This window comes from Pleomorphomonas carboxyditropha (genome assembly GCF_002770725.1).
Classification (GTDB): Bacteria; Pseudomonadota; Alphaproteobacteria; order Rhizobiales; family Pleomorphomonadaceae; genus Pleomorphomonas; species Pleomorphomonas carboxyditropha.
Map to the genome: position 1 here is coordinate 161,269 of NZ_NQVN01000004.1, position 13,637 is coordinate 174,905.

15 protein-coding genes are annotated in these 13,637 nt (G+C 68.9%); 8 read left to right on the top strand and 7 right to left on the bottom strand.

Features of this window, described 5'->3' with window-relative positions; translation table 11 throughout:
- Nucleotides 1-69 precede the first annotated feature (69 nt).
- Entirely contained in the window at nt 70-1,014 is a 945-nt protein-coding gene (gene ubiA / locus CJ014_RS09605) for a 4-hydroxybenzoate octaprenyltransferase (RefSeq protein WP_100080257.1), read from the top strand.
- An 11-nt stretch (nt 1,015-1,025) separates the two neighbouring features.
- Here the strand turns inward: ubiA and CJ014_RS09610 are convergent, their stop codons facing one another.
- The gene (locus tag CJ014_RS09610; protein ID WP_245427227.1) at nt 1,026-1,421 is read right to left on the bottom strand and encodes a DUF6165 family protein; all 396 of its coding nucleotides are present in this window, start codon (nt 1,419-1,421) and stop codon (nt 1,026-1,028) included.
- A 106-nt stretch (nt 1,422-1,527) separates the two neighbouring features.
- On the opposite strand from CJ014_RS09610, the gene CJ014_RS09615 reads away from it, so the two are divergent.
- On the top strand, nt 1,528-2,409 hold the full coding sequence (locus CJ014_RS09615; protein WP_100080258.1) for a glycosyltransferase family protein: 882 nt from the start codon (nt 1,528-1,530) through the stop codon (nt 2,407-2,409).
- A 27-nt stretch (nt 2,410-2,436) separates the two neighbouring features.
- On the opposite strand, the gene CJ014_RS09620 is transcribed toward CJ014_RS09615, so the two are convergent.
- Entirely contained in the window at nt 2,437-3,000 is a 564-nt protein-coding gene (locus CJ014_RS09620) for a DUF6101 family protein (RefSeq protein WP_100080259.1), read from the bottom strand.
- A 436-nt stretch (nt 3,001-3,436) separates the two neighbouring features.
- On the opposite strand from CJ014_RS09620, the gene CJ014_RS09625 reads away from it, so the two are divergent.
- From CJ014_RS09625 to lpxK, 6 genes are all read left to right on the top strand, one after another.
- Entirely contained in the window at nt 3,437-4,780 is a 1,344-nt protein-coding gene (locus CJ014_RS09625) for a TldD/PmbA family protein (RefSeq protein WP_100080260.1), read from the top strand.
- A complete protein-coding gene (locus CJ014_RS09630) occupies nt 4,767-5,561 on the top strand; it encodes a 3'(2'),5'-bisphosphate nucleotidase CysQ (protein WP_100080261.1) in 795 nt (264 codons plus the stop codon). Before CJ014_RS09625 ends, CJ014_RS09630 begins: the two co-directional genes overlap by 14 nt.
- A gap of 85 nt (nt 5,562-5,646) precedes the next feature.
- Nucleotides 5,647-5,880 (top strand): DUF4170 domain-containing protein, encoded by a 234-nt coding sequence (locus CJ014_RS09635; protein ID WP_100080262.1) that lies wholly within the window; start codon nt 5,647-5,649, stop codon nt 5,878-5,880.
- 69 nt (nt 5,881-5,949) lie between these two features.
- Nucleotides 5,950-6,693: a lysophospholipid acyltransferase family protein gene (locus tag CJ014_RS09640; RefSeq protein ID WP_100080263.1), complete on the top strand. Its 744-nt coding sequence runs from the start codon at nt 5,950-5,952 to the stop codon at nt 6,691-6,693.
- On the top strand, nt 6,686-7,984 hold the full coding sequence (locus CJ014_RS09645) for a 3-deoxy-D-manno-octulosonic acid transferase (RefSeq protein WP_100080264.1): 1,299 nt from the start codon (nt 6,686-6,688) through the stop codon (nt 7,982-7,984). The genes CJ014_RS09640 and CJ014_RS09645 overlap by 8 nt, the downstream gene beginning before the upstream one ends.
- Nucleotides 7,978-8,997: a tetraacyldisaccharide 4'-kinase gene (lpxK, locus tag CJ014_RS09650; RefSeq protein ID WP_100080265.1), complete on the top strand. Its 1,020-nt coding sequence runs from the start codon at nt 7,978-7,980 to the stop codon at nt 8,995-8,997. Before CJ014_RS09645 ends, lpxK begins: the two co-directional genes overlap by 7 nt.
- A gap of 74 nt (nt 8,998-9,071) precedes the next feature.
- On the opposite strand, the gene CJ014_RS09655 is transcribed toward lpxK, so the two are convergent.
- The 5 genes from CJ014_RS09655 to tldD all read right to left on the bottom strand — a co-directional run bounded on the left by CJ014_RS09655 (nt 9,072) and on the right by tldD (nt 13,631).
- Nucleotides 9,072-9,284: a DUF2093 domain-containing protein gene (locus tag CJ014_RS09655; protein ID WP_026782128.1), complete on the bottom strand. Its 213-nt coding sequence runs from the start codon at nt 9,282-9,284 to the stop codon at nt 9,072-9,074.
- A 52-nt stretch (nt 9,285-9,336) separates the two neighbouring features.
- Nucleotides 9,337-10,686, bottom strand: a complete 1,350-nt coding sequence (locus CJ014_RS09660) for an MATE family efflux transporter (RefSeq protein WP_100080266.1) — start codon at nt 10,684-10,686, stop codon at nt 9,337-9,339.
- Between the two features lie 46 nt (nt 10,687-10,732).
- Entirely contained in the window at nt 10,733-11,434 is a 702-nt protein-coding gene (locus tag CJ014_RS09665; RefSeq protein ID WP_100080267.1) for a TerC family protein, read from the bottom strand.
- A 151-nt stretch (nt 11,435-11,585) separates the two neighbouring features.
- The gene (locus CJ014_RS09670) at nt 11,586-12,206 is read right to left on the bottom strand and encodes an HAD family hydrolase (RefSeq protein ID WP_100080268.1); all 621 of its coding nucleotides are present in this window, start codon (nt 12,204-12,206) and stop codon (nt 11,586-11,588) included.
- A gap of 3 nt (nt 12,207-12,209) precedes the next feature.
- Nucleotides 12,210-13,631, bottom strand: a complete 1,422-nt coding sequence (gene tldD / locus CJ014_RS09675; RefSeq protein ID WP_100080269.1) for a metalloprotease TldD — start codon at nt 13,629-13,631, stop codon at nt 12,210-12,212.
- Nucleotides 13,632-13,637: the final 6 nt, after the last annotated feature.

Consider the following 13,637-nt stretch of genomic DNA (forward strand, 5'->3'; position numbering starts at 1 on the left):
ACGCTGATACCAGCCGATTTGCGCGAGGAAGCTGTCGCGCGGGGACGGCCGCGGCGCTAGACTTCTCCCATGAACACGCCTGATTCCGACGAGATCGTGATCCCCGACGCCAAACGCGGCAACTGGGTCGACCGGTGGCTGCCGGCCATCCTCAAGCCTTATGCGCAGCTTGCCCGGTGGGACCGGCCGATCGGCTGGTGGCTGCTGCTCTTGCCCTGCTGGTGGTCGCTGGCGCTGGCGAGCGGAACCGCCGGCCGCGCCGTGCCCTCGCCCTGGTATGCGCTGCTGTTCCTGATCGGCGCCATCGCCATGCGCGGCGCCGGCTGCACCTACAACGACATCGTCGACCGGGACATCGACGCCGCCGTGGCCCGGACGCGGACGCGGCCGATCCCGTCGGGCCGGATCAGCGGCAGTGGCGCCGCCGCCTTCCTGGTGCTGCAGGCGCTGATCGGCCTTGCGGTGTTGCTGCAGTTCGACCGGTTCTCGATCGTTCTCGGCTTCTGCTCGCTGGTGCCGGTGGTGATCTATCCGTTCATGAAGCGGGTCACCCATTTCCCGCAGCTCGTGCTCGGCCTGTCCTTCTCCTGGGGCGGGCTGATGGGGTGGAGCGTGGTGTTCGGCCGGCTCGATGCGCCGGCCCTCCTCGTCTATGCCGCGGCCATCCTCTGGACCTTCGCCTACGACACCATCTACGCCCATCAGGACCGCGAGGACGACGCGCTGATCGACCTCGGCTCGACGGCCCGCTATTTCGAGCGGTCGACGCCGAAGCTGCTCACCGTCTGCTACGGCGCCGCCGTGCTGCTCTTGGGGGTGGCCTTCTATCTGGCCGACGCGAGGATCGTCGCCTTCGTCGGCCTCGCCGGCTTTGCCCGCCATCTCGCCTGGCAGGTGGAAAAATTCGACGCCGACGACGGCGACCTCTGCCTGAGGCTCTTCAAGTCCAACCGCGACGCCGGCCTGATCCTGACGGCCGGCCTCGTCGTCGACGGCCTTCTCAAGGGAATGTAGCCGGCCTTCGCTCAGTAGGGTTTGTAGCTCTTTTCCTCGAGGATTTCAGAGATGAGGTGGATATTGATGCGCCGCTTTACGGCCGCCCGCAAATCATTGGTGCGGTAGACGCTTCGCGCAAGCTCGATGAATTCCTCGTCGAACGCGCGGTCGGCTTCCTTCTCGCGGATACGGTCCTCGATGACCCAAAGGCGCGAGTTGATCTCCAGCAGTTCCCGTTTCATGTCGGACAAAACCGGATCGCCGGCGATGGCGCTTTCGACCATGCCGGAAAGCATCGCGAGCTCCTTCTCGACATTGAGAAGAGCCCTTTCCTCGGTCATATTCTTCTTCTTGATTTCCAGAATGGTTATTTTGTCAACGACTTCGCCCCACGACGTGGGTACTGCGGGAATTTCTCTCGTCACGGCATTCTCCGGGTTCGTTTCCGCGCGCGGTCGTTGAGTAGCGCCGAACCCGATGATAGTCCATAGATCGCATCCGTTTCCGGAAGCGTACGAGGACGATGGCTACATGTTCTGGTTCAAGAGGTTTCTCAGTCACTTCGGCCTGAAATACATCCCGCATGCCGTCCGGACGGAGGCCGGCCTCCTCGTCGATGCAGCGGGACGGAAGCATATCGCTATCCGCGCCCGCAGCACCAACCGCAAGCGTGCGCCGTTCACCGCACCGGGGCTGGGCGACCGAATTCACTGCGTGACCATGGGGTGGGCCTTTTCGAAGGCCAATGGCGTGCGGGTGGTGTTGCACCTGAACAGGAAAAAGCTGTCGGGCGGACAGTTCGGCAATAAGCGCGACTCTTGGAACGAGGTGTTGAGCCTGTTTCCGCCGGACAACGTCGAGCTCATGATGCACGATTACGAGCCGCGCAGCGAGCGGTCGTGGATTTCTTACCTGGAAAGCCGCGGCTTTCCCGCCGAGATCTACTGGTATCAGGATCATCCGGGCCGATTCGAGACGCCGCAGCCGCTGGAAATCTCGCAGTATCTCCGCAACATCCCGCGTCTTGCCGCCGAGGATCTCGGGCACGAGCTCGCGCTTCCCGCGCGCTTTGTCACGGTGCAGTGGGATTCCATCCAAAACGGCCGCACGCTTCCGGTCGAGCGGCAGGAAGAGGTGATGGAGCGCTACAGGCGCGACGGCTACGAAACAGTGGTGGTCGGGGGGCGGGCCAGCGATCCGCTTTTGAAGAATTCCCTACGCCACATCGCCTACGCCATGTCGAAGGCCGAGCTGCACGTCGGCGTGGATTCGGCCTTCATGCACATGGCGTTTCTCTATTTGCCGTATGAGCGGATTCATCTCTACAACCAGCGAAAGAGGTTTCAGTCCCACCATCTCCTGCGGGCGCTGGACGCCGGCTGCGTACTAAATCATCACTACGAGGACGAATGACCGGCTATCAGCCGGTCCATCGGCCGCTCACTCGTAGCTGATGATCTCGCGCCAGTCGCGCAGCACCGGCATTTCGCCGGCGGTGCCCATCTTGCGGCGGACCAGGAACCGCGGCCGGCGCTCGGCCATGGTGGCGTGACGGCGGCGCGGCGCCGGCTCGCCCACCGGGACGGTCGCCCGGGGGCCGACCCGTTCGACGCTGCCGGACGTGGTGACCAGCAGCATCGGCAGGCTCAGCCGGTCAGACCAGCCCTGCCAGTCGGCGGCGGCGGCTTCCATGTCGCGCGTCACGGTGAGCGGAATGGACAAGGCCGGATCGCGATGATGCAGCTCGACATGGGCGACGAGATCGCCGGCGGCGTTCGGCTCGATCCTGACCGACACGCCCTCGAAGGCGGCGAACGGCAGGCTCAGCGTCAGCGGCAGCCCGGACAGTTGGCGGCGGACGATGACGCCGTCGTCGTCCATGTAGATGGCGGCCTCCTGGACCGGCCGTCCGGCCTGCCCGACGTTGACGCACCACTTGGCCGGCAGATGCCCCGGATCGAGCCTAAGCGCCGTTTTCAGGCCCAGGGGAGTGGCTCCCGTCATGCTCTTCGCCTCACTCGATTATCTTTTGACTATCCCTGTCGGGCCAGGCGTCTTTTTTGCGTCCGGTCCCGAAACCATGGCCAGCATAGGGCGAACGTCCTGCCCGGCGGCTTAAGGGATTGGGTAAACTTTTTCTCGATTTTTGAGAGGGTTAGCGGAATCTGAAGCGCCAAATCGCGGCACGGCGTCAACCCTCGGTCAATCTTCGTTGACAAAGGCGCCGGATCCGGCGCGCCGGCGGCCGGCGCGATCGCGGCCGCAAAAGGCTTGCGCATCAACCGGTTGGGCGGCAGATTCCCGAGGCGGGCCAAACGGCCTTACGGTGAAGACCGGCAAGGAGTTGCCGCAATTCTATAGGAGGAAGACGGCCTCGATACTTGTCGGCCGACACCCCCAGCCCTAAACACAGAACTCCCGCAACCGATCGGATATCCGCATGAGCGATCTCGTCGACCTCGACCAACTGACAGGACAAGCCGCCCGCCTCGTCGAGGCGGCGCGCGCCGCCGGCGCCGACGCGGCCGATGCCGTCGCCGTGCGCTCGGTCAACCAGGTAGCGAGCGTGCTGAAGGGCAAGGTCGAGAAAATCGAGCATGCCGAGAACGACGATTTCGGCCTGCGCGTCTTCGTCGGCGATCGCAATGCCACCATCTCCGCGACGCTCGGCTCGGACGTCGAGGCGCTGGCGGCGCGCGCCGTCGCCATGGCCCGCGCCGCGCCGCCCGACCGCTTCGCCGGCCTCGCCGACAGCGCGCTGCTGGCCGCCACCCGGCCCGATATCGATCTCCTCGACGAGACGCCGGTGTCGGCCGCCGACCTCGCCGAGCGCGGCCGGGCGGTCGAAGAGGCGGCCATGGCGGTCGACGGCGTCACCAACACCACCGGCGCCAGCGCCTACTGGGCGCGCGGCGGCATGGCGCTGGTCACCTCCGGCGGCTTTTCCGGCGCCTACGAATCCTCCGGCCACGGCCACTCGGTGGCGGCCATCGCCGGCAGCGGCACCGGCATGGAACGCGACTGGGACTCCTCGTCGAAGACCCACCTCGCCGATCTCGAGAGCGCCGAGACCGTCGGCACCCGGGCCGGCAATCGCGCCGTCCGCCGCCTCAATCCGCGCCAGGTCGCGACCCAGACGGCGACGGTGGTCTACGACCCGCGCGTCGCCACCAGCCTGATCGGCGCGCTCATCGGCGGCATTTCCGGCGCGTCGATCGCCCGCCGCTCGTCCTTCCTGAAGGATCGGCTCGGCAAGCCCCTGTTCGGCGCCAAGATCCGCATCACCGACGATCCGCTCCGCCCACGCGGCCCGGGTTCGCGTCCGTTCGACGGCGAGGGGGTCGGCGCGGCGGCGCTCGATCTCGTCGAGGACGGCGTGCTCAGGACATGGCTGCTCGACAGCGCCACGGCGCGCGAGCTCGGCCTTCAAACCAACGGCCGGGCCGGCCGCGGCACCGGCGCGCCGAGCCCGTCGTCCACCAACGTGCTGCTGCATCCGGGCGAGCAATCGCCCGCCGAGCTGATCGCGGCGGTCGGCACCGGCCTCTATGTCACCGACTTCATCGGCCACGGCGCCAACCTGATCACCGGCGACTACTCGCGCGGCGCCGCCGGCTTCTGGATCGAAAACGGCGAGATCGCCTACCCGGTGGCCGAGATCACCGTGGCCGGCAATCTCCTCGACATGTTCCGCGAACTGGTGCCGGCCGACGACATCGAGTTCCGCTCGGCCTTCACCGCGCCGACGGTGGCCATCGGGGGATTGACGATTGCCGGCCGCTGACAGCGCATGCATCGACGAAGACACCGCGCTGCTTTCCGACGCGGCGCTCGCCGCCGCCAGCATCGGCCTCTCCTTCTTCCGCCGCGACCCGCGCGTCTGGAAGAAAGAGAATGATTCGCCGGTCAGCGAGGCCGACCTCGCCATCGACCGCTTCCTCAAGGAGCGCCTGTTGGCCGCCCGCCCCAACTACGGCTGGCTGTCCGAGGAGACCGAAGACGATCCGGCCCGGCTCGGCTGCGAGCGGGTGTTCGTGGTCGATCCGATCGACGGCACGCGCGGCTTTCTCGCCGGCTCCGACCAGTGGACCATCTCGCTCGCCGTGGTCGAGGGCGGCCGGCCGGTGGCGGCGGCGCTGCTGCAGCCGTCGGTGAGCCACCTCTACACCGCCGGTTACCGGCGCGGCACCTTTCTCGACGGCAACCGCCTGCGCCTGCAGCCGCGACCGAGCCTTGCCGGCGTGCGCGTCGCCGGCCCGGCGGTGCTGATTTCGCGCCTGTCGCGCCCCGTCCCGACGCTGAGGAGCCGCGGCTACGTCGCCTCGCTGGCGCTCAGGATCGCCATGGTCGCCGACGGTACGCTCGACCTGGCGTTCGCGCGCGGCGGCTCCCACGACTGGGACCTCGCCGCCGCCGACCTCATCGTCGCCGAAGCCGGCGGAACGCTCGAAACCATCGACGGCGCGCCGATCACCTACAACAGGCCCGATGCCGACCACGACAGCCTGGTCGCCGGCCTGCCGGCGCTGACGCGGGCCGCCGCGGCGGCCATCGGTCCCTACTGATCGGCACCCTTGCAAAACAGGCCGGGCTTGACGAAAAGAAGGTGGGCGGCCCGCGGGAGGCGCCCGCTGCGGAAGGCGGAATCCCATGACGACTGAAGTCACGTCGAAGCAACTGCTTCATCTGGTTATCGGCGGCGAGATGAAGGCGCTCGATTCGACGGAGTTTGCCGATATCAACGCCATCGATATCGTCGGCACCTTCCCCAACTACGCGGCGGCCTATGCTGCCTGGAAGCAGAAGGCGCAGGCCACCGTCGACCAGGCGCAGACGCGCTATTTCATCGTCCACCTGCATCGTCTTCTGGACCCGTCGACCTGATGCTGAAGGCGACCGGACGACACGTCATGCCACCATGGGTGTTCCGCTTCTCGCCCCCGGAGACGCCGTTTGCGACTTGACCGGAAAATCCTCGGCAACGCGGCGGTGAGCCGCGTCCTGCCGTATCTTCTCGCCCGCTACGTCCTGGCGGTCCGCCGCACCGCCCGGCTGACGGTCATGCCGCCGGACGCCCTGGACGTGGCGCGGGCGGAAGCGCCGGCCATCTTCACCTTCTGGCACGGCCTGGCGATGATGGCGAGATACGCCATCCCATCGGACCTGCCGTTCGTGCCGATGGTCGCCCGCAACGCGGCGGCCAGCTTGATCGCCGAGGCGGCCGGCACGGTGGGCGTGCGCACCATCCGCGCCTCCGGCGCCCAGCGCGCCCGTGCCCAGCACAAAAAGGGCGGGGCCACCGGCTTCCGCCAGGCGCTGAGGGAACTCGCCGCCGGCAACTCGGTGATGATGACGGCCGACGTTCCCAAGGTCGCGCAGGTGTCCGGCAGGGGCGTCATCCAACTGGCCCGGCTGTCCGGCCGGCCGATCATTCCGGTCGCCTACGTCTCGCGCTACGGCCTGCGCTTCAACAACTGGGACCGCATGGTGGTCGACCTGCCGTTTTCGCCGGCGACGCTCCGCCACGGCGCGCCGATCCACGTTCCGGCCGACGCCGACGACGAGGCCGTCGAAAGGCTGAGGCGCAGCCTCACCGAGGAGCTTGATCGGATCACGCAAGACGCCTACCAACGCACGGGAATCGCAAAAAAGTTCACCCCCGGCCCCACCAACCAAGACCTTGCCGCCGATGGCTGATCTCGGAGACGCGCTGCTTTCGACGTGGATCGCCCTGACCCGGCTCGCCGGCCCGGTCGGCACGGTCATCGTCGGCGCGCGGCGACGCCGGGGCAAGGAAGATCCGGCCCGGTCGGCCGAGCGGCTCGGCCACCCGTCCGCCACCCGGCCGGAGGGGCCGCTCGTCTGGGTGCACGCCGTCAGCGTCGGCGAGGCGATGGCGGCCATGCCGGTGATCGATCGGCTGACCGCCGAGGGCAGGAGCGTGCTGGTGACCACGGTGACCACCACGTCGGCCGCCCTCGTCGGCCATCGCCTCAGACCGGGGCTGGTCCACCAGTTCGCGCCGCTCGATCTCGCCGGGCCGGTCGATCGCTTTCTCGCCCACTGGCGCCCGGATCTGGCGGTGTTCGTCGAGAGCGAGATCTGGCCGGTGACGATCGGCCGCCTCGCCGATCACGGCATACCCTTGGTTGTCGCCAACGCCCGGCTGTCGCCGCGCTCCTTCCGGGGCTGGCAGCGGGCCGCGCCGGCGGCGCGGGCGGTGTTCCGCCGCATGTCGCTGGTGCTCGCCCAGACCGACGACGACGGCGCGCGCTTCTCCCGCCTCGGCGCCTCTCAGGTCGCCACCTTCGGCAACATCAAGTTCGACGCCGGCCTGCCGGACGTCGGCATCGCCGATCTCGACGCGCTGAAGAACGGCATCGGCGAACGGCCGACGGTGCTGGCCGCCTCCACCCATCCCGGCGAAGACGAGGTGGTGCTGACGGCGTTTCTGAAGCTCAGGGAAAAGCGGCCGGAAACGCTGCTGGTCATCGTGCCGCGCCACCCGGTGCGCGGCGGCGACATAGCGCTGCTATCCGAGGCGGCCGGCCTCGCCACGCGGCGTCGCGGCATCGGCGAGCTGCCCGATGGCGCGACCGAGGTCTACGTCGCCGACACGCTCGGCGAACTCGGCGCCTTCTTCCAGCTCGCCGACGCCGTGCTGATGGGCGGCACGTTCGTCGACGGCATCGGCGGCCACAACCTGATCGAGCCGGCCCGTCTCGGCGCGGCGGTGATCAGCGGGCCGCATTTCTCCAACTGGCTCGACATCTACCACGCCTTCATCGATGCCGGCGGGCTCAGGATCGTCCGCTCGCCCGACGAGCTCGCCGACGCGGCGCTCGGCCTCATCGGCGATCCGGCTCTCAGGAAGGCCCAGGCGGCGGCCGGCGAGCGGGTGGTGTCGGGGTCGGCCGGCGCCGTCGCGCGCACCATCGAGGCGATCACGCCGCTGATCGGCCGATCCTCGGGTGGCGGCCCATGCTGACGCCGGCCTTCTGGTGGAAACGCAAAGGCATCGCCGCCCTGTTGCTGGCCCCCCTCGGCCTCGTCTACGGCGCCATCACGGCGCGGCGCATGCATCGGCCGGGCGGCGCCGAGCCGCCGCTGCCGCTGGTCTGCGTCGGCAATTTCGTGGCCGGCGGCGCCGGCAAGACGCCGACCGCCATCGCGCTCGCCCACTCCGCCCGGTCGGTCGGCCTCGATCCCTCCTTCCTCACCCGCGGCCACGGCGGCCGCCTCAAGGGGCCGGTGCTCGTCAACATCGACCGCCACACGGCGCGCGACGTCGGCGACGAGGCGCTGCTGCTCGCCCGCGTGGCGCCGACGGTGGTGGCGCGCCGGCGCGCCGACGCCTTTGCGCTCCTCAGGGCGACGGGCACCGATCTCTGCATCATGGACGACGGCTTCCAGAACCCGTCGGTGAAGAAGACCTTCAGCTTCGTGGTGGTCGATGGGGCGGTCGGCGTCGGCAACGGCCTGCCGCTGCCGGCCGGCCCGCTCCGGGCGCCGCTCCGGCGCCAGATGCTGCTGGCCGACGCGATCGTCGTCTATGGCGACAGCAAGAATGGGCAGCGCGTCGTCCGCACGGCCGCCCGGGCCGGCAAGCCGGTGTTCCGCGCTGCGCTCGTCGCCAACGCGCCGCCGGCCGAGCGGCGCCGCCGGCTTTACGCCTTCGCCGGCATCGGCCGGCCGGAGAAGTTCTTTCGCTCGCTGGAGGATGAGGGCTACCGCCTCGCCGCCCGGCGCGCCTTCCCCGACCACTACCCCTATCGCTTGTCCGATCTCGCCCGGCTGCTCGACGAGGCGGACATGCTGGACGCCGTGCCGGTCACCACCGAGAAGGACGCCGTGCGGCTGCCGCGCGGCATTGCCGGCAGCAACTGGTCGCGCGACCGCGTCACGGTGTTCGGCGTGCACGCGCGCTTTTCCGAGGAGCAGGCGGTGGGCGCGCTGCTCCTCGACATCCGCCGGCGCTGGGTGGCGCGGCATTTCAGCTGAAAAACTAGTCTTTTGTTATCGCATCGGATTTTCCGAAAACCGGATTCCACTTTTCGGTCCGATGCTCTAGGCCTTCAACGGGCGCCGGTATGGCGACGGTAGGCGGTGAGCGCCGCCTCGGCGTCGATATAGGGCTCCTGGTGCTCGGCGGACCAGTATTTCAGGTCCTGCAGCAGGATCGGACGGCCGGTGATCGCGCAACGGACGTAATTGCCGTTGCGGAGGATCTGATAATCGCCGTCGAGGTAGCGGATCTGCGCCTCGCCGCCGCCGAAGGGGGGGTCCATGCTGTTCAACATGCAAGGTGAATAACGCCCGTCCGGCCGCCGCGCAAGAGGATCATGCCGCGGCGGCGAGGCGGTCGATCGACCGGCGGGCCAGCCAGAGGGCCGGCAGGCCGAACAGGGCGGCGCCGATGCTCCACCACAGGAGCACCGCCTCGGCGCTGCCCTGCCAGACGCCGAGCCAGCAGAAGGGCAGCGTGCCGAGCGTCGCCCGCCCCCAGTTGAACACCGTCGAGTGGGAAGCGAAGCCGAGGTTGTTGAAGGCGGCGTTGGCGACGAACAGCGCGCCGGTGAAGATGAAGGTGGGCGCCGCCCACAGGCAGTAGAAGGCGATCATTTCCGCCACCCGGCCGGTGGCGTGGAAAGCCCAGTTGATGGCGTCGGTGCCGAGGAGCAGCAGCAGCCAGATGACGGCCACGTAGATCGCCGTGAACAGCGTGCTGTCGGCCAGCGTCTTGCGGACGCGATCGAAGCGGCGGGCGCCGACGTTCTGGCCGAAGATGGCGCCGACCGAGCCGGTGAGCGCGAAGATGCCGGCAAAGCACAAGGGATAGATGCGGCCGATGATCGACCAGCCGGCCACCGCCTCGGTGCCGAAGCGGGCGACGTAGGCGGTGACCAGCATGTTGCTGGCCGGCGTCGCGAGATTGGTCAGGATGGCGGGAAAGGCGATGGCAAGGAGCGGCCCGACGTCGCGGCGGACGCCCTCGGCCGTCGGGCGCGCCAGCGCGTTGAGGCGCGGCACCAGGCCGTACCAGCCGACGGCAAGCGCCACGAAGCGGATCAGCACCGTGACGATGGCGGCGCCGGTGACGCCGAGGTCGAGCGCGAAGATGAAGATCGGATCGAGGATGGCGGTGGCGGCGGCGCCGGCGAGGTTGATCCACAGCGTCATGCGCGGCGCGCCGAAGGCCATCAGCACGCCGCCCATGGCCATGCTGAGGGCGAGCGGCGGCATGCCCAGCATGGTGATCCAGAGAAAATGCCGGGTGACCTCGAATTCGCGCCCCTCGGCGCCGAGCAGCGCCAGGCAGGGGTCGAGCACGGCGGCCAGCGCCAGCGTCACGACGGCGGTCGCCGCAAAGGAAATGATCAGGCCGGAGGTGGCGACCCGCCGGGCGGCGGCACGGTCGCCGGCGCCGATGCGCCGGGCGGTATGCGCGGTCACGCCGATGGAAAAGCCGATGCCGACCGACACGATGACGAACAGCACGGCGCCGGCGTAGCCCATGGCGGCGGTCAGCACCTCGTCGCCCAACAGCGATATGTAGAGGAGGTTGACGAGGTCGACGGTGAAGATGGCCATCAGCCCCAGCGAGCCCAGGGCGGTCAACGCCACCACGTGGCGGAACACCGATCCCTCCACATAGGCGGCGTCGGCGGGCGCGCCGGCGGCGTGCGTCATCTTGAAACCTCGTGTCCGGTCGGAGGCGGGCGAAGCGCGGCCGGCCTCAGTTCAGCATGTCGCCCGTAGCATCCTGGAGGTCCTGAATCTGGCAGCTTTGTTCGCCGGTGATGCCGGTGCACACCTCCAGCGAGCCGCGATGGATCATGTCGAGGGAGACGTAGAGGATGACCAGCAGGCCGATCCAGGCGATCCAGCGATAGCGGTGCAGCAGGCGGGCGATCAGCGTGGCGGCGGCTCCCATCAGGCCGACCGACAGCAGAAGGCCGATCACCAGGATGCCGATGTGGTCGCGCGCCGCGCCGGCCACCGCCAGCACGTTGTCGAGCGACATGGAGACGTCGGCGAGAATGATCTGGGTCAGCGCCTGGCGAAACGTCTTGCCGGCCGGCGCCGGCGTCACGTCGCAGGCGGCCGTGTCGAGCGCCTGCTCGGCGGCCTCGACGCCGCGCGCCTCCTCGTGGCGGCTCGACCGGATCTCGCGGAACATCTTCCAGCAGACCCAGAGCAGCAGCACGCCGCCGGCCAGCGTCAGGCCGACGATGGCCAGCAGATGGGTGGTGATGACGGCGAACAGGATGCGCAGGGCGACGGCGCCGCCGATGCCCCAGAAGATCACCTTGCGCCGGATCGTCGGATCGACGCCGGCCGCCGCCATGCCGACGACGATGGCATTGTCGCCGGCCAGCACGACGTCGATGAAGACGACCTGAGCCAGCGCGGCAAGCTCGACCGACAGAAAATCCATTGAAAACACGGCGTCCGTCCCAACCTTGTTCGGCGAGACGCCGAGGCCTGCCGGGCACGCTCCCGGCCGCCGGTGAGGTAGGATGCGCGAGGGGAAATTTCAATGGCCGGAAGGGATTTCGCCCCTCGTCACTTCTACGGACCTGGCGCGTTCAGAGCAGGCCGTGCGCGGCGAGATCGGCCTCCAGCGCCGCCGGCGTGGTGAAGACGCTGCCCGAGAGCCCGGCGGCGCGGGCGCCTTCGACGTTCTCCGGCATGTCGTCGGTGAAGAAGCTCTCCTCCGGCGAGAAACCCAGCCGGTCGAGGGCGCGGTGGAACACCTGCGGATCGGGCTTCATGGTGGAGAAGGACGCCGACACCAGGAAGCGGTCGCCGACCAGGCGGGCGAGCTCCGGGGCCAGCGTTTCGCGATAGACATGGACCAGCGGGCCATTGTTGGTGAGTACGCCGACAACCGTTCCGGCCGCGATCAGCCGCTCGATGACGGCGAGCGTGCCGGGAATGAGGCGCATGCCGCGCCGCCGCGCCTCGACCCAATCCTCTACCGCCAGCGGATAGCCGAGGCGGTCGCGCCAGGAGCCGATGTAGAGCTCCGGCGTCGGAAAGGCGCCGCCGTCGGCCGCCGCCTCCAGCCCCTCGCTCCAGACGCGTTCGTTGATGAAGGCGGGATCGAGGCCGGTGACGGCGGCGAGATGGGCGATGCGGTCGGCGCGCGTATAGGCGTAGACGACATCGTCCATGTCGAACAGGGCGAGACGGATCGGACCGGCCATGGGTCAGGTCGCCGTGCCGCCGACGGTGACCGCGTCGATCCTGAGCGACGGCTGGCCGACGCCGACCGGCACGCTCTGGCCGGCCTTGCCGCACATGCCGATGCCGCGGTCGATCTCGAGGTCGTTGCCGATCATCGACACGCGCTTCATCGCCTCGGGACCGTTGCCGATCAGCATGGCGCCCTTGATCGGCTCGCGGACCTTGCCGTCGCGCACCCGATAGGCCTCGGTGCAGTCGAACACGAACTTGCCGGAGGTGATGTCCACCTGTCCACCGGAAAAGGACACGGCGTAGATGCCGTCCTTCACCGAGGCGATGATCTCCTCGCGGCTCTTGTCGCCCGAGAGCATGTAGGTGTTGGTCATGCGCGGCATCGGCACGTGGGCATAGGACTGGCGGCGGCCGTTGCCGGTCGATTCGGCGCCCATCAGGCGGGCGTTCTGGCGGTCCTGCATGTAGCCGACGAGCCGGCCGTCCTCGATCAGCACCGTCTTGCGGCCCGGCGTGCCCTCGTCGTCGATGGTCAGCGAGCCGCGCGCCTCCGGCAGCGTGCCGTCGTCGACGATGGTGACGCCCTTGGCCGCCACCTGCTCGCCCATCAGGCCGGCGAAGGCGGAGGTCTTCTTGCGGTTGAAATCGCCCTCGAGGCCATGCCCCACCGCCTCGTGCAGCAAGACGCCGGTCCAGCCGGGGCCGAGCACCACGTCGAAGGTGCCGGCCGGCGCCGGCTTGGCCTCGAGATTGACCAGCGCCTGGCGAAGCGCCTCGTCGACGGCATGCTGCCAGCGCTCGGGGGTGACGAAGCCGTCGAGCGCCAGGCGGCCGCCCTCGCCGTAGGAGCCGCTCTCCTGGCGGTCGCCGCTGCCGGCGATCAGCGAGACGTTGACGCGCACCAGCGGCCGCACGTCCCTGAGATGGACGCCGTCGGCGCGGATGATCTCGACGATCTTGTGACTGGTGGTGATCGACGCCGTCACCTGACGGACGCGCGGGTCGCGGGCGCGCGCCCAGGCGTCGATCTCCGAGAGCAGCGCCACCTTGTCGGAAAAGGCCGGGCTGAGCAGCGGGTTGACGTCGCCGTAGAGCTTGCGGTTGGTCGGGCGCGGCGGCTCGGCCAGCGTGCCGGAATAGCCCATCGAGACGGCCTTCACCGCGTCGGCGGCGCGGCGCAGCGCCTTTTCGGAGAGATCGTCGGCATGCGCGTAGCCCACCGCCTCGCCGGCCACCGCCCGAAGGCCGAAGCCCTGGTTGACGTCGTAGGTGGCCGTCTTGAGGCGGCCGTTGTCGAAGGTCAGCGCCTCGCCTTCCGCGCGCTCCAGATAGAGCTCGCCATCGTCGGCGCCGGCCAGCGCATCGGCAACGAGACGCCCGGTCGTCTCGGGATCCAGTCCGGCGAGGGCGAGGAGATCATGGCGTTCGGTCATCGGCGG

Excerpts from the sequence above, each read along its gene's own strand:
- CJ014_RS09670 (WP_100080268.1), bottom strand. The coding sequence starts at position 12,206 with ATGGCCGGTCCGATCCGTCTCGCCCTGTTCGACATGGACGATGTCGTC.
- ubiA (WP_100080257.1), top strand. The coding sequence starts at position 70 with ATGAACACGCCTGATTCCGACGAGATCGTGATCCCCGACGCCAAACGC.
- CJ014_RS09645 (WP_100080264.1), top strand. The coding sequence starts at position 6,686 with ATGGCTGATCTCGGAGACGCGCTGCTTTCGACGTGGATCGCCCTGACC.
- CJ014_RS09655 (WP_026782128.1), bottom strand. The coding sequence starts at position 9,284 with ATGGACCCCCCCTTCGGCGGCGGCGAGGCGCAGATCCGCTACCTCGAC.
- CJ014_RS09660 (WP_100080266.1), bottom strand. The coding sequence starts at position 10,686 with ATGACGCACGCCGCCGGCGCGCCCGCCGACGCCGCCTATGTGGAGGGA.
- tldD (WP_100080269.1), bottom strand. The coding sequence starts at position 13,631 with ATGACCGAACGCCATGATCTCCTCGCCCTCGCCGGACTGGATCCCGAG.
- CJ014_RS09635 (WP_100080262.1), top strand. The coding sequence starts at position 5,647 with ATGACGACTGAAGTCACGTCGAAGCAACTGCTTCATCTGGTTATCGGC.
- lpxK (WP_100080265.1), top strand. The coding sequence starts at position 7,978 with ATGCTGACGCCGGCCTTCTGGTGGAAACGCAAAGGCATCGCCGCCCTG.
- CJ014_RS09615 (WP_100080258.1), top strand. The coding sequence starts at position 1,528 with ATGTTCTGGTTCAAGAGGTTTCTCAGTCACTTCGGCCTGAAATACATC.
- CJ014_RS09625 (WP_100080260.1), top strand. The coding sequence starts at position 3,437 with ATGAGCGATCTCGTCGACCTCGACCAACTGACAGGACAAGCCGCCCGC.
- CJ014_RS09620 (WP_100080259.1), bottom strand. The coding sequence starts at position 3,000 with ATGACGGGAGCCACTCCCCTGGGCCTGAAAACGGCGCTTAGGCTCGAT.
- CJ014_RS09665 (WP_100080267.1), bottom strand. The coding sequence starts at position 11,434 with ATGGATTTTCTGTCGGTCGAGCTTGCCGCGCTGGCTCAGGTCGTCTTC.